Annotated in this window: 17 protein-coding genes; 9 read left to right on the forward strand and 8 right to left on the reverse strand. The window is 61.6% G+C overall.

Annotation, left to right across the window (positions count from 1 at the left end; genetic code table 11):
- Positions 1-4 precede the first annotated feature (4 nt).
- The gene (locus ACWGS8_RS17370) at positions 5-892 is read right to left on the reverse strand and encodes an ABC transporter permease (protein ID WP_454582078.1); all 888 of its coding nucleotides are present in this window, start codon (positions 890-892) and stop codon (positions 5-7) included.
- Between the two features lie 404 nt (positions 893-1,296).
- Between ACWGS8_RS17370 and ACWGS8_RS17375 the strand changes: the two genes are divergently transcribed.
- A complete protein-coding gene (locus ACWGS8_RS17375; RefSeq protein ID WP_454582079.1) occupies positions 1,297-2,229 on the forward strand; it encodes a glycosyltransferase family 2 protein in 933 nt (310 codons plus the stop codon).
- A gap of 83 nt (positions 2,230-2,312) precedes the next feature.
- Here ACWGS8_RS17375 and ACWGS8_RS17380 read toward each other — a convergent pair whose 3' ends face one another.
- A complete protein-coding gene (locus ACWGS8_RS17380) occupies positions 2,313-3,728 on the reverse strand; it encodes a phosphomannomutase (RefSeq protein ID WP_454582208.1) in 1,416 nt (471 codons plus the stop codon).
- A gap of 430 nt (positions 3,729-4,158) precedes the next feature.
- Here ACWGS8_RS17380 and ACWGS8_RS17385 point away from each other — a divergent pair, with 430 nt between their 5' ends.
- On the forward strand, positions 4,159-6,147 hold the full coding sequence (locus ACWGS8_RS17385) for a UDP-N-acetylglucosamine 4,6-dehydratase (protein ID WP_454582080.1): 1,989 nt from the start codon (positions 4,159-4,161) through the stop codon (positions 6,145-6,147).
- Between the two features lie 154 nt (positions 6,148-6,301).
- A complete protein-coding gene (locus tag ACWGS8_RS17390; protein ID WP_454582081.1) occupies positions 6,302-6,856 on the forward strand; it encodes a sugar transferase in 555 nt (184 codons plus the stop codon).
- Here ACWGS8_RS17390 and ACWGS8_RS17395 read toward each other — a convergent pair.
- Positions 6,835-7,788, reverse strand: coding sequence for an NAD-dependent epimerase/dehydratase family protein (locus tag ACWGS8_RS17395; protein WP_454582082.1), 954 nt, complete (start codon positions 7,786-7,788; stop codon positions 6,835-6,837). The genes ACWGS8_RS17390 and ACWGS8_RS17395 overlap by 22 nt on opposite strands.
- Positions 7,789-7,806: 18 nt before the next feature.
- A complete protein-coding gene (locus tag ACWGS8_RS17400; protein WP_454582209.1) occupies positions 7,807-9,060 on the reverse strand; it encodes an O-antigen ligase family protein in 1,254 nt (417 codons plus the stop codon).
- Positions 9,061-9,650: 590 nt separating this feature from the next.
- On the opposite strand from ACWGS8_RS17400, the gene cysD reads away from it, so the two are divergent.
- The 3 genes from cysD to cysQ are packed head-to-tail and all read left to right on the forward strand — an operon-like array spanning position 9,651 to position 13,298.
- The gene (gene cysD / locus ACWGS8_RS17405) at positions 9,651-10,556 is read left to right on the forward strand and encodes a sulfate adenylyltransferase subunit CysD (protein WP_010914955.1); all 906 of its coding nucleotides are present in this window, start codon (positions 9,651-9,653) and stop codon (positions 10,554-10,556) included.
- Between the two features lie 2 nt (positions 10,557-10,558).
- A complete protein-coding gene (gene cysN / locus ACWGS8_RS17410) occupies positions 10,559-12,496 on the forward strand; it encodes a sulfate adenylyltransferase subunit CysN (RefSeq protein ID WP_454582083.1) in 1,938 nt (645 codons plus the stop codon).
- A 10-nt stretch (positions 12,497-12,506) separates the two neighbouring features.
- Positions 12,507-13,298 carry a 3'(2'),5'-bisphosphate nucleotidase CysQ gene (gene cysQ, locus ACWGS8_RS17415; protein ID WP_454582210.1) on the forward strand — a complete coding sequence of 264 codons (792 nt, stop codon included), beginning with the start codon at positions 12,507-12,509 and terminating at the stop codon, positions 13,296-13,298.
- 10 nt (positions 13,299-13,308) lie between these two features.
- Here cysQ and ACWGS8_RS17420 read toward each other — a convergent pair whose 3' ends face one another.
- The 4 genes from ACWGS8_RS17420 to ACWGS8_RS17435 all read right to left on the reverse strand — a co-directional run bounded on the left by ACWGS8_RS17420 (position 13,309) and on the right by ACWGS8_RS17435 (position 17,309).
- Positions 13,309-14,451, reverse strand: coding sequence for a DegT/DnrJ/EryC1/StrS family aminotransferase (locus ACWGS8_RS17420; protein WP_454582084.1), 1,143 nt, complete (start codon positions 14,449-14,451; stop codon positions 13,309-13,311).
- Positions 14,452-14,715: 264 nt separating this feature from the next.
- Complete coding sequence (locus ACWGS8_RS17425) at positions 14,716-15,639, reverse strand: carbohydrate kinase family protein (protein WP_454582085.1); 924 nt, start codon at positions 15,637-15,639, stop codon at positions 14,716-14,718.
- Complete coding sequence (locus tag ACWGS8_RS17430) at positions 15,636-16,082, reverse strand: RbsD/FucU family protein (protein WP_010914960.1); 447 nt, start codon at positions 16,080-16,082, stop codon at positions 15,636-15,638. The genes ACWGS8_RS17425 and ACWGS8_RS17430 overlap by 4 nt, the downstream gene beginning before the upstream one ends.
- Positions 16,083-17,309, reverse strand: a complete 1,227-nt coding sequence (locus ACWGS8_RS17435) for an ROK family transcriptional regulator (protein ID WP_454582086.1) — start codon at positions 17,307-17,309, stop codon at positions 16,083-16,085.
- Between the two features lie 267 nt (positions 17,310-17,576).
- On the opposite strand from ACWGS8_RS17435, the gene ACWGS8_RS17440 reads away from it, so the two are divergent.
- The 3 genes from ACWGS8_RS17440 (at position 17,577) to ACWGS8_RS17450 (ending at position 20,556) form a co-directional block, all read left to right on the forward strand.
- On the forward strand, positions 17,577-18,554 hold the full coding sequence (locus ACWGS8_RS17440; RefSeq protein ID WP_454582211.1) for a substrate-binding domain-containing protein: 978 nt from the start codon (positions 17,577-17,579) through the stop codon (positions 18,552-18,554).
- 161 nt (positions 18,555-18,715) lie between these two features.
- On the forward strand, positions 18,716-19,777 hold the full coding sequence (locus ACWGS8_RS17445) for an ABC transporter permease (RefSeq protein WP_454582087.1): 1,062 nt from the start codon (positions 18,716-18,718) through the stop codon (positions 19,775-19,777).
- A complete protein-coding gene (locus tag ACWGS8_RS17450) occupies positions 19,753-20,556 on the forward strand; it encodes an ATP-binding cassette domain-containing protein (RefSeq protein WP_245318013.1) in 804 nt (267 codons plus the stop codon). The genes ACWGS8_RS17445 and ACWGS8_RS17450 overlap by 25 nt, the downstream gene beginning before the upstream one ends.
- Positions 20,557-20,603: the final 47 nt, after the last annotated feature.

Genomic DNA, 20,603 nt, shown 5'->3' on the forward strand with positions numbered 1-20,603 from the left:
GAACTCAGATCAGGAAAACGATGCGCTTGCGATAAAGGCCCAGCAGCAGCAGCGCAAGTGCCCAGAGGCCGAGGCAGAAATAACCTGTCACCGCCAAGGCATGCCCCGGAAATATGCCCGTCGTGATCGGGTCTCGCACGCTCTCCAGGAAATAGGTGAACGGGTTCCAATGATAGGCGTATGCTTGAATGCCCTCTTGCCCACTATAGACCCAGAAGACCGGCGTGAAGAACATGCCCACCCGCATCAGGTTGCCAACGATGAATTCGCTGTCGGGAAAGAATGCGCCCAGGAACGCAAAAACCACCACAAATGCAGGGGTTGCCAGGATCAGGAGCAACAACCCCAGCAAGGACAGCAGCCAGTTTGTGTTGATTCCGTAACCGCTCAAAAGCAAAATAAGAACGCAACCCGCCAGCGAATAACCGGCCCGAATGATGCATTGCATCGTCAAGCGCATCACATATACGAACAACGGCAGCGTCGTGCCCTGAATGAAGCTGGCTTCGCGCTGGAAGAGAGACACGCTCATGGTGATGGTCTCGGTGAGGTAGAACCACACCAGCATGCCGATGGCCACATAGGCTATATAGCTTGGGTTGCTTGCGTCCTTGGTCACGAAGACAAAGGCAAATGTGCCGACGAAAGCGAAATAGTTGACCAGCATCCAAAGCGGGCCGAGCGTCGTGCGTCTGTGCTGGTCGCCGATGTCCTCATGGGCAAGCGCGATCCAGACCCGGTGTAATCTCATGGCTTTTGAGATGTCGTCAAAAGCGCCGTTTAGTGCCGCAATCATAGCTGGGAGTATCGCAATCCGTTGTTCTGGCGCATTGTCTTTCGCGGGCCATGGCGAACCACCAAACCCATCTCTAATAGCCATTTCGACAGGCATATGGCAACGCATTGCGTCGTAACGAGGTCAAAAGCAGAGTCAACTGCGGCAAAACCGGGCACATGCTGATGCCGTGCGGCTTTTTTCGTTAGTTGAGACTAATGTTAAGCTCGCGGCACTCACCCGGGATTGATGCACCACGCTCCCCCATTGATCGTCCGCTCATACCGAAAAAACCTCTGGCTATGACTTCGAGCCCACAGTATGCGATACAACGCAACGGGCCGGAAATTTCCCTTTAAAAGTGAACGGCCATGAGCGATTTTCGTGTTCGCACTTTGCTGGTGTTGACGTCCACGAGCCTGGAGCCTAGCGCCATCCGATGAAGCTGGAATCTGTATTCGGACTTCGGCCACGGATGCGCCTCGCCTCCATGAGGAACTCAAGCAGGGTGTTCGACATTCGTGGATAAGGCAGCTCTGCGCATAGCGGTGCTGATGGGCACAAAAGACGGCGCCGCGTTCATTGATGAGCAGTTGCAATCCCTGCTCGCCCAGTCGCATCCGCTCATCGACCTCTGGATCTCCGATGATGGCTCCGTCGACGGCACGGTTCCCATCATTGAAGCCTGGAAGTCCCGCTGGACAAAGGGTCGAGTGACGTTGGTGCAGGGGCCGCGCGAAGGGTTCGCCGCCAATTTCCGTTCGATGATACTCGACCGGCGTATCGATGCCGACTTCTATGCCTTCAGCGATCAGGACGACGTCTGGGAGCCGGACAGGCTGGAAAGTGCCATCCAATGGATGCAGGCATTCGGCGCGGAACCCCCGTTGATGTTCTGCTCGCGAACCGCGACCATGACTGAAACGGGTAGCCTTGCCGGCCACTCGCCATTGTTTCAGCGGCCGCCATCCTTCCGCAACGCGCTCGTGCAAAGCATCGCCGGCGGCAACACCATCCTGCTCAATCGCGCGGCACGCGATCTGTTGGCAAGGGCTTCGGCACGCACGGGCTTCGTCAGCCACGACTGGTGGGCCTATCTGGTTGTCACCGGCGCCGGCGGCGTCGTCCATTACGACCCGCGGCCCCTGGTGCGCTACCGGCAGCATGCGGCGAACCTCGTCGGCGCGAACGTGTCGTGGGCGGCAAGGGTCTCGCGGCTTGGGCGCCTGTTCAAGGGCGAGTTTGCCGACTGGACCGATCTCAACCTTGCCGGTCTGGCGGTCAATCGCGACCTGCTTACGCCGGATGCCGCGGCGTGCCTCGACCTGTTTGCAAGTGGTCGGCAGGGCAGTCTTTTCCAGCGTTTGCGCACTCTGCCCGCAAGCGGTGTCTATCGCCAGACCCTTGCCGGGACGCTGGGGCTTTATCTTGCATTCGTCCTGGGTCGTATTTGAAAGCGAAGCGCTTCAAGGTGTGGTCGAGCGGTCGGAAGGGGTCTTGCGCCAGTGCGTGAACCATTTCACGAGACGGCCGCTGTTTAATCCGTGGACGTGATCGCCCGCGCCCTTTCAAGCGTCAATGCCACGATCGCAGCCGCTCTGTCAGGATTTGCAGCCTCCGAATAGCAGCGAAGTTCAGGTGCGTTGCCGGAGGGCCGCAAATGGATGATCTCACCAGTCTGCATTCGCATCCTGAAGCCGTCGGTCTCGTCGATTTCGGCAACGGTCCCGAAAGGCGCCAGGAATTGCCGCAGGGCATCCCGATCCGCGAGGCGGCGCATCAAGCTGTGCGAGCTTTCCACCGGGAAGTTTTCAAGTCGCTCGCTTGCACAAACCGGAAGCTTCCAGACCGCGCGCAACTGCGACAGGGTATTTCCTGTCGATGCAACCAGACCCAGGACGGCGAGGATCGGGAGTAGGGAATCCCGTGTCGGCAATGCCGTCAGTGTCTTTCCGCGCAAGAAACAATCCGATCCCAGGAGAACGCCGCCATTGGCCTCGAAGCCGACGACGATGCGACCGGCCTGGTGTGATGCTTCCATCCCTTCGATAACAAAGGGAGATCCGACCTTCGTTCTCACGACCTCGAAACCCAAGGCGTTCGAAATGCCCGAATTGGAGGTCACCGGCGTCACGACGACGTCTGCCCGCAAGAACAAAGCCGTGGCGAGGCCGATCAGGTCGCCGCGAAAGAGATCGCCATTCTCGTCGGCGATGAGCGGACGATCGGCATCGGCGTCTGTCGATACGATGGCATCGAGGCTGAATTCCCGAGCCCAACGCTTGAATTTTGCTAATGTGGTCGGGCTGACAGCTTCAGTGTCAACGGGCACGAAGGTACCGGATTTCCCGACAGGCGTCACATTAGCGCCAAGGGATTGGAGAACCTCGACCAGCAGATCCGCCGCCACCGAGCTGTGCTGATAAACGCCGATCCTCATGCCGGGAAGGGAGCCGGGCTCCAGTATGATCTCAGCGCGCGCGCGATAGGCTGCGATCGCCTGATCATGGCGTGTTGGTAAGGCCGTTCCTGGCGGCGTCGGCGGGCAATAGGCTCCCGATCTTTCGGCGGCGTATCGTGCCATGGCGGCTTCATCGGCCTTGCTGATTTCGCCGTGCGGGCCATAAAATTTGATACCGTTGCGATCAGAGGGAATATGCGAACCCGTCACCATAAGGGCCGCTGCGCCATGCTGCTGGCCGTACAGCGCCAAAGCCGGCGTTGGAATGGCGCCGCAATCGATCGGTTGAAGCCCGTTTGCCGCCAGGGCTGCCATGCAGTTGGCGGCAATAGCGGGGCTGCTGTCGCGCAAGTCACGCCCCACCAGCACCATGGCATTCGGCTGAATCCCGTGGGCAGCCAGGCGCCACGCGAAAGCCTCGGTATAAAGTCCACTAGGGTTGCCGACCAGTTCCGAAGCCAGGCCTCTAAGGCCACTCGATCCAAATTTCATCACTTCACTTTGGCTGGTGAGAGGATAGGCCGTCAGGTTGCGGTAGGTTCCCATGTTACCTGAAAAGCGCTTTGCCGCCCACCCGGGGTTTTCCTCGAGAGCTTGAAATAGTGCGTCGATAAACGAAATGGCAACGGCAGCGCTGTGGAAAGTGCGTCAAACGGCGGCCAATTGCATCGCCTGACCTGTCCGTGGCAACAGCGTGAATCCTCAACCTTTCCCCTGGTTGCGCGGTATCTTGGTCGACACGTGATCCCAATCAACCCGTCCGTGAAAAAATCTCTGGCGATGGCCTCAAGTCCACGCTATGCGGTAGCGACGGCGGGGGCCGGGGATTTGACGCTGAGAACGAGTGGCCGGTGACGGATGGTATTCGATCTGACGCCGCATTAGTGTTGAAGTTCTCACGCCTGGAGTTCAATACTCGCCAATGACTTCCTATGCAGAAGCCGTTTTCGGATTTCGACCGAAGATGCGGCGCGTCATCATCATGGTCCAGGATCTGCTCATGGTCCTGGTCGCGGTGGCGCTTAGTCTCGTTCTCTCCAGGTCAGACCTTTCGTTCGATGCACTTTCCTACGAAGGCCTGGTCACGTGGGTCGGGATCGTTCTCATCAGCCACCTGCTGTTCAGATATTGTGGTCTCTACACCACGATCTGGCGCTTTGCCTCGACCCCGGACTTTTTCAACATTCTGAAAAGCTGCGCGATTCTGACGGTCGTGCTCTATACTCTTTCGCTGGTGTTTCGGTTCTTCCAGCCCGTGGCTGGCCTCAACGAGCGCCAATTCATCGTCTTCTTCCTCGTTTCCTTCACCATCATATCGGCGCCGAGGCTGTTCTACCGATTTCTTCGCGACGGCGCGAGTTGGGGCATCCTCACCCACAGCGCCAATAAAGTGCAGGCCAAGCGGGCGCTGTTCGTCGGCCGGCTTGGCGAGGCCGACCTGATCATTCGCTTCACGCGCACGGCAGAGCCGGCCGACTATTCCATTGCCGGCATCATGGCGACCGAGCGCGGCGCACCCCTAGGCACGCGGATTCAAGGTGTTGCCGTGGTGGCGTTCCGGCCACGCCTGATCGATGTCCTGGAGGACTACGCGGCGGGCACCAAGAGCATTGACCTGCTTATTTTCGGCAGCGGCGTCGAGCATGAGATCGAGGAGTATTCCGAGCTTGTGCGTGTCGCCCGGCACGCCGGCATAGCCGTCGCGCAGTTCTCGAGGCTTTCGCAACTGGGGCAGGAGGGAAAGATCGTGCTCGACGAAGTCGAGATGGAAACGATCCTGCGCCGCCCGACCGTGCCGTCCGATATCGCGCGTATTGGCGCCTTCGTCGGCGGCAAGCGCGTCCTGGTGACCGGAGGCGCCGGATCTATCGGCCGCACGCTGGTCAAGCGGTCACTGGAGCTGGGGGCAGGGGCCGTGCTGGTCGCCGACAATTCCGAATTCGGCATCTTCCAGTTGAGCCAGTATGTCGACGAAAAAGACCATGATCGCCTGAAGGTCCGCATTGTCGATGTCGCGGACCGGCGCCAGATGACTCGTGTCGTCACGGAATTCAAGCCGGACATCATCTTCCATGCCGCTGCTCTGAAGCACGTTCCGCTCCTCGAGGAGAACTGGGAATCGGCCATCCAGACCAATGTTTTCGGCACGCTTGTCTGCGCCGAGGTTGCCGCCAAATGCGGGGTTCCACAGTTCCTGCTCATATCGAGCGACAAGGCCGTGGATCCGACCTCGGTGCTTGGCATCACAAAGAGAGCCGCCGAGCAACTCGTCAGCGCCCTGCACGAAAGCCACGCAATCGCGCCGGACGGGCGCCGTTCCGGCACCAAGTTCATAGCCGTGCGGTTCGGCAACGTGTTTGGCTCCAATGGTTCGGTGGCAACCATCTTCCAGGCACAGATCGAGGCCGGCGGTCCGGTCACGATTACCGATCGACGCATGACCCGTTATTTCATGACGGTGGCGGAAGCGGTCGACCTCGTCATCATGGCGGCAGCCGACGCACAGTCGCGTAACGGCAAGGACGACTATGCCATCTACATGCTGGACATGGGCAAACCCGTGCCGATTCTCGAAGTCGCCGAAACCATGATCCGCATGGCCGGCAAGACGCCCTATGCGGATATCCCGATCCGCTTCACCGGCATCAGGCCCGGTGAAAAGCTGCATGAGACGCTCCAGGGGGCCAATGAAGAGATCGTCACGCTCGACATCGCCAAGATCTTCGGCCTCAGGACCGATGTGGTGGCGTGGCCGACGGTTCAGGCCGCGCTGGCCGCGCTGCACGTGGCCATGAAGAACCAGGACAAAGCTTCCGCTCTTGCGGTGTTGGCGCAACTCCCTCGGCCGGAGACGCCAGCGCCCGACGCGCTGCAGGAAACCGGCCCGAGAACGGTCGGGCAAGCAGGTTAGATACGTTGCAGCTGACGGTTGAATGGCGGGATTTTGCCCGGATATCGATCCCGCGGCCCGCATTGTCGCAGCAATTCCCAGGGGGAAAGCGCGACTGGCTTTTGCCGGGAAGGCCGTTTCACACTTTTCCTGGAATGGCTCTGGTGATCAGGGGATGGCCGTGAAGGGACTGAAGCGTGCCTTCGATCTCGTCGCATCAGCCTTGCTGTTGTTGGTGACATCCCCTGTTTTATTGGCCTGCATGCTTGCGGTGCGGGCATCGTCGCCCGGTCCGGTGATTTTTTCGCAAACGCGGGTTGGCCGCGATGGTGCGTTGTTTCGCTGCCACAAATTGCGGACGATGTATCAGGGAACGCCGTCCCTGCCTTCGCACGAAGCGCCAGCGAATGCCGTGACCGCGGTCGGGAGGACCTTGCGGAAGTTCAAGCTCGATGAGCTGCCGCAATTCTGGAATGTTCTTCGGGGTGAGATGAGCCTGGTCGGGCCGCGCCCTTGCCTGCCGACACAGACGGAACTGATCGAGCGTCGCAGGCAGCTGGGCGTGTTGGCGGCGCGTCCGGGCATTACCGGCATGGCCCAGATCAGAGGCATCGACATGTCCAACCCTGAGCGTCTGGCCGAAACGGATGCCGCCTATCTCAGGACCGCATCGTTCTGGCTCGACCTTCGCATCCTGTTTGGAACGCTCTATCGCAAGGGGGGCGATTGAGCGTCTCCGAGCCGCGCTATTTCGGCCAGCCGCTCAAGCGTCCCGGTTTCCGGCAGCCAACCTTCGGATACGAGCAGGGAAGGGGCACATATCTGTGTCGCGGTCAGGCTGTCCCAGGACGTCCGCTTGCCCAAGAGGATCGCGGCTGCCCGCAACGGCCCGGCCGGCACGGTCACAAGGCGCGTCGGCCGTCCGAAACCGTCGCGAAAGGCGCCGACAATGTCGGCGATCGAAACCGGCGGCACATCGCTGGCAAGATGGATCGGTCGCAGCCGCCCCGAAAGGCTGAGCAGATGCCATACCGCGCCCGCGGTCGATTGCGATGACAGCAGCGAGCGGGTTCCCCTCAGGGCACCTGTCGGCAGCGGCATGCCCGTATCGGCTAGGCGCATCAGCGTTGCCAGGTTTCCTTTCATGCCGGTTCCGTAGACCGGCGGCAGCCGCAACACGGTGGCGTCGGAACGGCCGTGCGACGCATAGGCGTCCAGCACCCTGACCTCAGCTTCGCGCTTCGAGCGCCCATAGGCGCATTGCGGATCGGGAATCGTGTCCTCATCGATCGTTGCGCTGACGCGCGCACCGATCACGGCCCGGATCGAGGAGAGCTGGATGAACCGTCCGCTTGCCTGTTCGGCCGCCGCTAGCGCCAGCCTTGCGCTCAATTCCGCATTAGCCGCCCGAAAATCGGCTTCGGTGGCGTTGCCCTCATCATTGTTCAGACCCGCGCAATGAACGACATCGGTGACACCCCTGGTGAGCGCCAGGAAGGCCGCCGTCGGCGCATCGACATCGGGCATCCGCATGGCATCCTGTCCCGGACCGAGCCTCTCCGGGTGACGGGACGCAAGGCGAAGCTCGGCGCCCGCCTCACGAAGCCGATGCACCACCTGACGGCCGATGAAGCCTGTCGCGCCTGTGACCAGGACTTTCATTGGTCTTGCCCTGAACGGCTATTGAGTGAATCGCAGCGCTCGATGTTCCATCCCTGGAAGAAGGGCGTCTTCCGCCACTGGAGCAGGCGCTCGCTCTTCCGTCTCGGGCGGAAGCGCTTGGTCTTGCGGCAACGGAGCCTGACGGCCCGAGGCGAGATACGTTCCCGACACCAGGAAGACCATCAACACCGAGTCCAGAATGTCGTGACCAATCAGGATGCCTGTCATCCCGGACGTGAGATAGGTGATCACCATGATGACAATCATTGTGGCGCCGAAACGCTCGATCGGATCGGTGCTATTTCGCAAAACCACGGCTGCATTCCTGGCGGCAACGACGAAGATCGCCGCCAGCGTCACGGCGCCCAGGATGCCTGCCTGCACCAGGGCGGTCAGAAAGCCGTTGTGGAAATGATTGAAGCCTGCATCCATCCCGAACTGATCGTGGAAGCCCTGTTTTATCAAGGTCTGGGTGGCACCCACTCCGTGGCCGAACAGCGGCATCTCTCGAAACGCCTTCAGACCAATATCCCACAGGGCGAATCGCAATCCTATAGCCGTCGTGTGGTCACCATTGACGGCGAGCGCGTCCAAGTCGGAACGCAGAAAGTCGACACGCCCGGATATTGTCTGGAAGCCAACAGCCGCTATGACGGCGCCGGCCGCCAGCAACAGCACTAGCAGGCGAATGGCGTTCCTTCCCTTCAGCCTGTGCTGGTTGATCAGCAGAACGGCGATACCGGCAATCAGAAGTGCCAGCCAGACGATGCGGGTGCCGGAGTAGACGATGGCGATCGTCCCGCCAAGTGTCGCGCAAAGGAGGGCGATCCTGTATCTCTCGATATCCGACAGGGCGCCGGCCACGCAGACCATCACGGCAAGGCAGAGGACCTCCGCGAACACGATTGGATTCCCAGCCCCACCCTCGGAGCGGATACCAAGCCAATGCTGTTGGAAGACCGCCAGAAGCAGCGCGACAAAACAGGCCGCCATGCTGCTCAGCACGATGATGCGGACAAGCGTTGTCTTCTGCGTAATGCTCCAGGTCGAATAGGAGATGGGGAAAAACAGAAAGGTGACGAGTGGGATCAGGTGCAATGCATCCCTGGCGATAGCGTTGTTGACGATGGACGCCACCAGATTGGCCGCGCAATAGGCATAGATCGCAATCGTCATCGCCATCATCGCCGGGTCGATATTGAAGCGCCTTTTCCTGAGGGCGAGCAACAGGACGGACCACAGAGCGCCACCATTGAATACGAAGCTGACCACCGATCCCAAAACCGGTGGAAAAAAGAAGCAAATGGTGGAGAAGTAGATATTGATCCGCGACGGCGTGAGTTGCTGTCTTGCAGACGAAAGACCGGTCAAGTTTCGGGCCCGCTATTCTCGAGTAGCTCTATGCGGCACATCCTGTTCAGCGGAACCGAATGTGCTCGCGTTGAAATTTGCCCATGCCTGATGACGCATCTTGCCCGCTTCGGAGGTTGTATAGCGGCTGGGCTGTCTTTTCGATAGTGCTGTGGAGCTTGCGGCCACCTAAAATCGGCGGCCGGTGCCCGACGATTGGGAAAGGGCTCAAGCAGCGTTCGGCGTCATGGTCTGCCGAGCAATTTTTTCCCAGCCTTTTCCCGGGTGCAGGCCTTGCGAACAGAAATTTCCGGGTTTTGGGGAAAGCATGGAAAAATCATTCCCGAACTGGCCGCTGCTGGGCTCGTCTTGCATTGTTCTGCCGTGCACCGATCTGCTAGAACGCCCGCACGAAACACTTTGTCCAGAAGCGAAGCTTGAACCGGGCACAAAAGCTCGATGATTTGACGCAAGGTCTTCTGTCGCAAGGCACGAGAGAACGCTCACAGTCTATGACAATTGCGCTTACGCATCTGCAGCGGCTTGAAGCCGAGTCCATTCACATTTTCCGCGAGGTTGCGGCCGCCTTTGCCAAGCCGGTCATGCTTTATTCGGTCGGCAAGGATTCATCCGTGCTGATGCATCTGGCAATGAAGGCGTTCTATCCCGCCAAGCCGCCGTTCCCGTTTCTTCATGTCGACACCACCTGGAAGTTCCGCGAGATGATCGCGTTCCGCGATCAGATGGCGCAAAAACTCGGCTTCGACCTTTTGGTGCATGTCAATGAAGACGGCGTGCGCGACAACATCAATCCGTTCGATCACGGCTCGAACACCCACACCCATGTGATGAAGACCGTGGCGCTGCGCCAGGCGCTGGACAAATACGGTTTCGATGCCGCCTTTGGCGGCGCCCGGCGCGACGAGGAAAAGTCGCGCGCCAAGGAGCGCATATTCTCGTTTCGCAATGCCCAGCATGTCTGGGACCCGAAGAACCAGCGTCCCGAAATGTGGAAGATCTTCAACACCCGCATCGCATCGGGCGAATCGATCCGCGTCTTCCCGCTGTCGAACTGGACCGAGCTCGATATCTGGCAGTACATCCTGCAGGAGAACATTCCGATCGTGCCGCTCTATTTCGCCAAGGAACGGCCGGTGGTGGAGCGCGACGGGATGTTGATCCTCAAGGACGACGACCGCATGAAACTGCGCCCCGGCGAGACAGTGGAGAACCGCCTGGTGCGGTTCCGCACTTTGGGCTGCTATCCGCTCACCGGCGCCATCGAATCCGATGCCGACACGCTCGAAGCCATCGTCGGCGAGATGCTGACCGCGCGCACATCCGAGCGGCAGGGCCGCCTGATCGACCGGGACGAAGCCGGCTCGATGGAAAAGAAGAAGCGCGAGGGGTATTTCTGACCATGCGTCATATCATGGCAAAAAGCCTCGCCCCCACCGACAGCGTCCGCGACTACCTGGCCGCGCAGGAGAAGAAGTCGCTGCTGCGCTTCCTGACCTGCGGTTCGGTCGACGACGGCAAGTCGACGCTGATCGGCCGCCTCTTGTCCGACACCAAGCAGATTTTCGAGGACCAGCTTGCCGCGCTCGAACGCGATTCGCGCAAGCACGGCACCACCGGCGATGACATCGATTTCGCGCTGCTGGTCGATGGTCTCGAGGCCGAGCGCGAGCAAGGCATCACCATCGACGTCGCCTACCGCTTCTTCGCCACGCCGAAGCGCAAATTCATCGTCGCCGACACGCCTGGCCACGAACAATACACCCGCAACATGGCGACAGGCGCCTCGACCGCCGATCTGGCGATCGTGCTGATCGATGCGAGGCAAGGGGTGCTGCGCCAGACAAGGCGCCATTCGATCATCGCCTCGCTGCTCGGCATCCGGCACATCGTGCTGGCCGTCAACAAGATCGATCTCGTCGATTTCGACCAGGCGGTCTTCGACCGGATCGTCGAAGACTACGGTCAATTCTCGCGCGATCTCGGCTTCCAGACCATCGTGCCGATCCCGATGTCGGCCCGCTACGGCGACAATGTCAGCGGCCGCTCCGACAACATGCAATGGTATTCCGGTCCAACGCTAATCGAGCACCTCGAGACGGTGTCGGTCGAAGAGGCTGCCGTCGAGCAGCCGTTCCGTTTTCCTGTGCAGTACGTCAACCGCCCCAATCTCGACTTCCGCGGCTTTGCCGGCACAATCGCATCCGGCGCCATCGCGCAAGGCGACGAGGTTGTCGTCGCCAAATCCGGCAAGTCCTCGCATGTCAAACGCATTGTCGCTCATGGCGGCGATCTCAAACAGGCGGTGGCCGGCCAGGCCATCACGCTTGTTCTCGACGACGAGGTCGAGGTCTCCAGAGGCAATATGCTGGTTTCGCCGGCCGCTCGACCGCAGGTCGCCGACCAGTTCGCCGCCAACATCGTCTGGTTTGACGAGCACGCGCTGCTGCCGGGCCGCTCCTACATCCTGCGCACCGAAACCGACCAGACCAGCGCCACCGTCACCGACCTGAAATACCGCATCAACGTCAACGACTTCGCGCATGAGGCGGCCAAGTCGCTTGAAATGAATGAAGTCGGCATCTGCAACATCTCGACGCGGGCGCCGATCGCCTTCGATCCCTTCGCCGAGAACCGCACCACCGGTGCCTTCATCCTGATCGACCGCATCTCTAACGCCACGGTTGGTGCCGGCATGATCGTGCACTCGCTGCGTCGTGCCGAGAACATCCACTGGCAATCGCTCGATGTCGGCAAGCGCGTGCGCGCCGACATGAAGAACCAGCGGCCCGCAGTGTTCTGGTTCACCGGGCTTTCCGGCTCCGGCAAGTCGACCATAGCCAACCTGTTCGAGAAGAAGCTGTTCGCCACCGGCCGCCACACCTATATTCTGGACGGCGACAATGTCCGCCACGGCCTCAACCGCGATCTCGGCTTCACCGATGCCGACCGAGTCGAGAACATCCGCCGGGTCGCCGAAGTGGCCAAGCTGATGGCAGATGCGGGGTTGATTGTCATTGTCTCGTTCATTTCGCCGTTCAGCGCCGAACGGCGCATGGCGCGCGAATTGATGGCCGATGGCGAGTTCATTGAGGTGTTTGTCGACACGCCCTTCGAGGAGTGCGCCAGGCGCGATCCGAAAGGCCTTTATGCGCGCGCGCTGAATGGCGAGATCAAGAACTTCACCGGTGTCGATTCGCCCTACGAAGCGCCGGAAAAACCGGAGGTCCATCTGAAGACGCTCGGCAAATCGGCGGAAGAGATGGTAGATGCCCTGGAACATTGGCTGAATGAGCGCGACATTGCCGAAGACCAATATGAAAGTGGCGGCGGTATCTGACGACAGGTCGATGCTCGACATCTTCGAGCGGCTGGCCCTGGCGGCTGGACGCGAGGTGATGCGCGTTTTCCACGCCGGCTGCGCCGTCGACCGGAAATCAGACGCCTCGCCGGTGACCGAGGCGGACCGCGAGAGCGAGAAGATCATACTTGCCGGCCTACGCGCGGCGTTTCCCGAGATTCCCTGCGTGGCCGAAGAGGAAGCGGCGGCTGGAATCATGCCGACCGATCTCGGCGAGGCCTTTTTCCTTATCGACCCGCTCGACGGCACCAAGGAATTCGTCAATCGCCGCACCGACTTCACCGTCAACATCGCGTTTGTCCGTCATGGCGTGCCGGAAGTCGGCGTCGTCTTCGCACCGTGCACCGGCCGCTTCTTTTCGGGACGGCCGGGCAGCGCGGAAGCCCTGGAAATCGATGACGACTATCAGATCGTCGGCCGCCGGCCGATTTCGGTGAGAGCGGCCGCATCACCGCTCGCCGTGGTTGCCAGCCGCTCCCACAACACGCCGGAAACCGAAGCCTATATTCGCGACCTGGGCGCCGCCGAGATCGTTTCCGTTGGGTCGTCCTTGAAATTCTGTCTTCTCGCCAGCGCCGAGGCGGATGTCTATCCGCGCTTCGGCCGCACCATGGAATGGGACACCGCGGCGGGCGACGCGGTGCTGCGCGCGGCGGGCGGCACGACACGCACGCTGGACGGCAAGCCCTTGGCCTACGGCAAACGCGACCAGGCCGACGACGAGGATTTCGCCAACCCGCATTTCATCGCCAGCGGCAGGGCAGGGGCAAGCCCCGCCTGAGAGGGAACGACTACTCGGCCGCGGCCTGCGCCGAGTTCGAGCCGATATAGTTGCGGATCGTCTCGATGATCCGGTCCTGGTCGGCTTCGCTGAGATAGGGGTGCATCGGCAGGCACAGGATCCGCCTCGGCAGCTCCTCCGAGACGGCAAGACCGGTCGGCGTGCGTGGGTAGTCCGCATAGGCGATCTGGGCGTGCAGCGGCTTGACGTAGTAGATGACCGACGGAATGCCCTTTTCGCCCAGATGCGCCTTCAGGCCGTCACGCTTGGGCGTCTCGATGGCGTACTGCGCCCAGGCCGAACGGCTGCCGTCGAGGTTGCGGGCTGCGGTGACGATATCGCCCAGCCCCTCGGCATAGCGGTTTGCCACCACCTGGCGCGCCACCATCTCGTCTTCGAGAATGGCGAGTTTTTCGATGAGGATCGCCGCCTGCAGCGTGTCGAGCCGCGAATTGATGCCGACGCGGATGTTGTCGTACTGCGTCTCGCCCTTGCCGTGGAAGGCAAAGGAACGCAGCTTGTCGGCCATCTCGTCGTCGTTGGTGAACATCGCGCCGCCGTCGCCATAGCAGCCAAGCGGCTTGGCCGGATAGAAGCTGGTCGAGCCGACATGGCCGAACGCGCCGCACATCTTGCCGTCGAGCGACCCACCCATCGACTGGGCGGCGTCCTCGATCACCAACAGCCCTTCGCGGTTGGCGATCGCCATGATCGCATCATAATCGGCGGCGAGACCGAACAGGTCGACCGGGATGATCGCCTTCGGCTTTAGCCGGCCTTCCTTCTTGATCATGGCGATGGCCGCCTCGAGGCTGGCGATATCGATGTTGTAGGTCACCGGATCGACATCGACGAAGACAGGGTCCGCCTTGGCCAGCGCCACCACTTCCGCGGTGGCGGCGAAAGTGAAGCTCGGCACGAACACCGCGTCGCCCGGGCCGATCCCGGCGGCAAACAGCGGCAGCAGCAGCGCATCGGTGCCGTTGGCGCAGGCCACGACATGTTTGGTGCCGATATAGGCCGCAAGCTTGTTTTCGAATTCGGTGACCTGCGGTCCCAGGATATAGCGGCCTTCGTCGACGACACGGTCGATCGCGGCCTTCAGCCTGTCGCGAATGCGTTCGCGCTGTGCGCCAAGATCGATGAACTGCATGTCTGCCTCAAAAACGATTTTAAACCGGGCGGTTTAGCCAAATAACGGCCCGCTGGTACCAGAGTTGCGCTTGCCGAGAAAGCCGGACAGCCAGAGCCGCCAATTGCCTGGGTGTCGCAGTCTGTTACCTCTGATATCAGGCGCATCTTCACAAGATGCCGGAAATCCGGGCTTCGTCGGGCGCGTTTTGCGCCCTTATAGTCCCGCTGAGCGGCCCCGCGAAACATAAAGTGATCGGCTGGCTCAACTTAAATTGAGCGTTACTCAGGCGATTTCATGCCGCCACGGCGGATTGGCGCCCGCGCGCGACACGGTCACCGCAGCTGCCTTGGCACCAAGCGCCAATGCCTTGCGAATGGCGTCTTGCGGAAGGCCGCCAATGGCCGCCTTCGTCAACAGGCCCTGTTCATGCAGCGAGGCGAGGATGCCGGCGTTGAACGTATCGCCCGCGCCGACCGTGTCGACCACTTCGACCTTTTCCGGCATCACCGTGACGGCGTGGTCCTTCGTGTAACCGACGGCACCTTCGCTGCCATGGGTCACCACGATCAGCTTGGGGCCGCGGTCGAGCCAGTTGCGGATGACATCCTCATGCGAGCCGGCTTCGCCGAACCAATGGAGGTCTTCGTCCGACAGTTTCACGATGTCGGCCATCGCCATCATTTCGCGGATGCGCCTGAGGTGCTTGGCCTTGTCCGGGATGAAGTTCGGCCTGATGTTGGGGTCGAGCATCATGACGCGGCTTGCATGCTCGCGCCGCATGAACTCTTCATAGGCGCCGCCGGCCGGCTCCGAGATCAGGCTGATGGCGCCGAACAGCATGGCCTCGATCTCATTGCCGAGCGACGGCAGGTCGTCGATGGTCAGCATGCGTCCCGCGGTATTCTCGTCGTAGAAGGTGTAGGTCGCCTGGCCGTTGGTGAGCCGCACGAAGGCGAGCGTGGTCGGCCTGGGCGAGGTGTGCGCATAGGTGGAACTGACCTTGCTCGCTCCGAGTGCGTCCCTGAACTGGCCGCCGAAAAGATCGGACGACAGGCCCGAAAAGAAGCCGGCCGGCGCGCCCAATCGGCCCAGCGCGATCGCCGTGTTGAACACCGCGCCGCCGACATAGGGGGCAAAGGCCGGCTCACCCTGCGTCGTGATGCGCGGCAGCATGTCGATCAGGGCTTCGCCGCAGCAGAGGATCATGGCGTCTTGGTCTCCGGCGGATAGATCACGCCCTTGCGGATGATGATGTTGGCGTAAAGCCTGGGCTCGCTTGTCGCGACAATGGCATGCGCCGACTTGACCCGTGCATAGAAGTCGGCGCCGGCCAGTGCAACCACCTTGCGGCCAGGCGCGCGCCTGGCGCAGATCGCCTCAATCTCGTGATGGACTGGATCGGCAATCGAGGGATTGCCTTTGACCGAGGCGCGAAACAGGGCTTCCGGAACGGCGTCGTCGACCGGCAGCACGCTCAGGATCGCATCGAGCACCGGAATGAGATGATGGCCATCGGCCCGGATCAGGCGCTTTGCCTGCTCCTCGGCCGGATAATTTCCGTCGACCAGGGCGATCTCATCGCCATGGCCCATGGCGCGCAGTGTCGCCAGAAGGTCCGGACCGAGCAGCGCCGGGATTCCGATCAGCATTCAGGCGCTCCTGGAAATCGTCGTCGAGCCGATCAGGAAGCGTTCGGAAAGCGGCAGGCTGGCGCCGCCGAGCGCGCGGGCATGGATGCCGACGGTTCCCTCGCGAACGGCTGGAAGTTTCAGGCCTTCGCCGTCGATTGTCGCAATGGCCGCGATAATGGCATCGACCAGCCGGCGGCGCACCGCTTGCGGCATCCAGCCGTCGACCACAGCCGCCTCGAAATCGATGACCGAGGATGCCGCGACGATGGCATAGGCGAGCGCCTGTGACGCGCTGGCGATCCAGTCGTCGAGTTCGGGACCGATCTCGCCCCAGTCCTCGGGTGACGTCCATAGATGCGAGGCCTCGACGCCGCGGGCATTGAGCGCTTTTTCGAGCATGGCGATCGACGCCACGTCGATCAGCTGGGTGGGCTTGCCGTCCGGTCCGGGCACCGGCATGGAGCCGAGCGCGCCGGCATTTCCGGTCGGGCCGCCGAACAGCCGGCCGTTAAGCACGATGCCGCCGCCGGCGAAGGCGCCGATATAGAAATAGACGAAGTCACGCGCGCCGCCGGCCTGGCCGAAGACGAGCTCGGCGCCGCAGGCCGAGGTGGCGTCGTTCTGCAGATAGACCGGAAAATCGCATTGCGACTGGATATCGGACCTGATGTCGCGGTGGCGCCATTCGTCCATGACGTCGCGCGGCGCACCGGCGGTGTCGGCCCAGTTCCACAGTTCGAACGGCATGGCGATGCCGAGCCCGGCGATGCGCTTGTCCTGCGCCGGTGTCAGTTCGTCGCGCATCTTCTTCATGCCTGAAGTGACGAATTCAACCGTCTCGTGTGGCGCCGGATAGCGATAGGAGTGCTGTAGCATCGAGCGCACATGCCCGAGAAAATCGATCAGCACCAGTTCCGCGCTGCGGCGGCCGATCTTGAGGCCGATGAAGAAGGCGCCCTCCGGATTGAGCGCCATCGGTATGGAGGGCTGGCCGATTTTGCCGCGCAGCGGCGCCTGGCGCACGAGCAGGCCTTCTTCCTCGAGTTCGCGCATGATCACCGAAACCGTCTGCGCCGAAAGTCCGGTCATGCGGGCGATGTCGGATTTCGCCAGGCTGCCGTGCTGGCGCACCAGCGAGAGCACCAGCCGCTCGTTGTGATCGCGCATGCCGCTCTGGTTGGTGCCGCGGTGAATCAGGCTGTCATTCGCTTCGGGCGAACCGTGCCTCGCAGTGGCGGTCTCCACCCTGTTCCTCCCATCGTTTCCCCTCAATGCTTTTGGGCCAGAATGAGTGAACGACGCAAGGCTGTCAATAATAAATAAGAGTGATTTAATTATTGACAGCGGCCGCGGTCTGGTGTCTGTTGAGGCAGCGTCCACGCTGGGAGAATTTCGTAGGATGCGCCGTAGATGCCGGTGGCCGGCATCCGGAATAGTTCCACTGGGAGGAAGATCGTGACCAATACAAAATTGTTGAAATCGACCGTGTTTGCCGCGGCCGCCCTGGGTCTGATGGCGTTTGCGTCGTCCGCCTCCGCGGCCGGCGTCGGCGCTTGCCTGATCACCAAGACCGACACCAACCCCTTCTTCGTCAAGATGAAGGAAGGCGCGACCGCAAAGGCGAAGGAACTCGGCGTCGCTCTCAAGACCTATGCCGGCAAGATCGACGGCGACAGCGAGAGCCAGGTAGCGGCGATCGAAAGCTGCATTGCCGATGGCGCCAAGGGTATCCTGATCACCGCATCCGACACCAAGGGCATCGTGCCGACCGTGAAGAAGGCGCGAGACGCCGGCCTGCTGGTGATCGCGCTCGACACGCCGCTCGACCCGATCGACGCGGCCGATGCGACCTTCGCCACCGACAATCTCGAGGCCGGCAAACTGATCGGCGCCTGGGCGGCGGCCACGCTCGGCGACAAGGCCAAGGACGCCAAGATCGGCTTCCTCGACCTGACGCCGTCGCAGCCGACCGTGGACGTGCTGCGCGACCAGGGCTTCATGATGGGCTACGGCATCGACGTGAAGGACCCCAACAAGATCGGCGACGAAACCGATCCGCGCATCGTCGGCCACGACGTCACCAACGGCAATGAAGAGGGCGGCCGCAAGGCGATGGAGAACCTTCTGCAGAAGGACAACACCATCAACGTCATCCACACTATCAACGAGCCCGCCGCAGTCGGCGCCTACCAGGCGCTCAAGGCTGTCGGCCTTGAAAAGCAGGTGCTGATCGTCTCCGTCGACGGCGGCTGCCCCGGCGTGAAGTCGGTGACGGAAGGTGTCATCGGCGCGACGTCGCAGCAGTACCCGCTGCAGATGGCAGCGCTCGGAATCGAGGCGATCGCCGCCTTCGCCAAGGATGGAACCAAGCCGAAGCCGACCGAAGGCAAGAATTTCTTCGATACCGGCGTCAATTTGGTGACCGACAAGCCGGCCAATGGCGTGAAGTCCATCGACACCAAGGAAGGCCTCGCCAAGTGCTGGGGCTGATGCTGGTCTGACCGGCAAATTACCGAACTCGAGCGGTCGGGGCTTGATCCCCGGCCGCTTCGGGTGGACGATGGGTCGCGTGACCGCGAACAATCCCGGCGACAGACCGGAAAGGCGTGGACGGGCGTTGGCGCTAGGCTGACACCCCACGGGGAGGAAACATGGCTCAAGCTCAGGAATTCGAGAAAGTTCTCTCGGGCAGCGACACCAGCGTTGCCGCATTCGACGAACACAAATCCGCAGTCAGGCGCGTCCAGCACTTCCTGCATTCGACGCCGGCGGCGGTGCCGCTGATCGTGCTGGTCCTGTCGATCATCATCTTCGGCATCACCATTGGCGGGCGCTTCTTCTCGTCCTACACGCTGACGCTGATCCTGCAGCAGATCGCCATCGTCGGTATTCTGGGCGCTGCGCAGACACTGGTCATCCTGACCGCCGGCATCGACCTGTCGATTGGCGTCATCATGGTGATCTCAGCCGTGATCATGGGCAATTGCGCCGTCAGCTACGGCTTGCCGAGCGTGGTTGCAGTTGCGCTCGGACTTGCCGCGGGTGCCGCGTGCGGGCTGCTCAACGGGTTGCTGGTCGCCTACATGAAGCTGCCGCCTTTCATCGTGACGCTGGGTACGTGGAACATCGTCATGGCCACGAACTTCATCTATTCGGCCAATGAAACGATCCGTGACACCGACGTCGACACCCAGGCGCCGCTGCTGCACCTGTTCGCCATGAGCTTCAAGGTGGGTACCGCGGTGCTGACCCTCGGCGTCATCGCCATGGTCGCGCTGGTGATGCTCCTCTGGTACGTCCTCAACCACACCGCCTGGGGTCGCCATGTCTACGCTGTCGGCGACGACCAGGAAGCGGCCAAGCTGTCGGGCATCCAGACCAAGAAGGTGCTGGTGACGGTCTACACCCTTGCCGGGCTGATCGCCGCTTTCGCCGCCTGGGTCTCCATCGGTCGCAACGGTTCGATATCGCCGTCGGCCGCGGTCACCGACTACAATCTGCAAGCGATCACCGCGACGGTGATCGGTGGTATTTCCCTCTTCGGCGGGCGCGGCTCGATCCTGGGCACGCTGTTCGGCGCGATGATCGTCGGCGTCGTCTCCATGGGCCTCAACATGCTGGGCGCCGACCCGCAGTGGAAAGTGCTGCTCACCGGTGTGTTGATCATCGGCGCCGTGGCGGTCGACCAATGGATCAGAAAGGTTTCGGCATGACCCAGGACCCCATTCTCACCGCGCGTGGCCTGGTCAAGCGGTATGGCCGCGTCACCGCCCTCGACAATGCCGACTTCGACCTCTATCCCGGCGAAATCCTCGCCGTCATCGGCGACAACGGCGCCGGCAAGTCGTCGCTCATCAAAGCGATTTCAGGCGCTGTCGTGCCCGACGAAGGCGAAATCCGACTTGAAGGCAAAACAGTTGCCTTCAAGTCGCCGATGGAGGCCCGCGAAGCCGGTATCGAAACCGTCTACCAAAATCTCGCTCTGTCGCCGGCACTGTCGATCGCTGACAACATGTTCCTCGGCCGCGAGATCCGCAAACCCGGCTTCCTTGGCCAATGGTTGCGCATGCTCGACCGTCCGGCGATGGAAAAGCGCGCCCGCGACAAGCTCACCGAACTCGGCCTGATGACCATCCAGAACATCGGCCAGGCGGTGGAAACGCTCTCGGGCGGCCAGCGCCAGGGCGTCGCCGTGGCGCGGGCTGCCGCCTTCGGCAGCCGCGTGGTGATCATGGACGAGCCGACGGCAGCCCTTGGCGTCAAGGAGAGCCGCCGTGTGCTCGAACTGATCCTCGACGTGAAAAAACGCGGCCTGCCGATCGTGCTGATCTCGCACAACATGCCGCATGTCTTCGAGGTGGCCGACCGCGTCCACATCCATCGCCTCGGCCGTCGCCTCGCCGTCATCGATCCCAAGCAATATACGATGTCCGATGCCGTCGCCTTCATGACCGGCGCCAAGGCGCCTCCGGAGGCTGCGCTCGCCGCCTGATTGTCAAATTGCCGCAGGGTAAGCGGACGGGCATTCATCTAAATCGA

The organism is Mesorhizobium sp. 43Arga, from assembly GCF_053714255.1.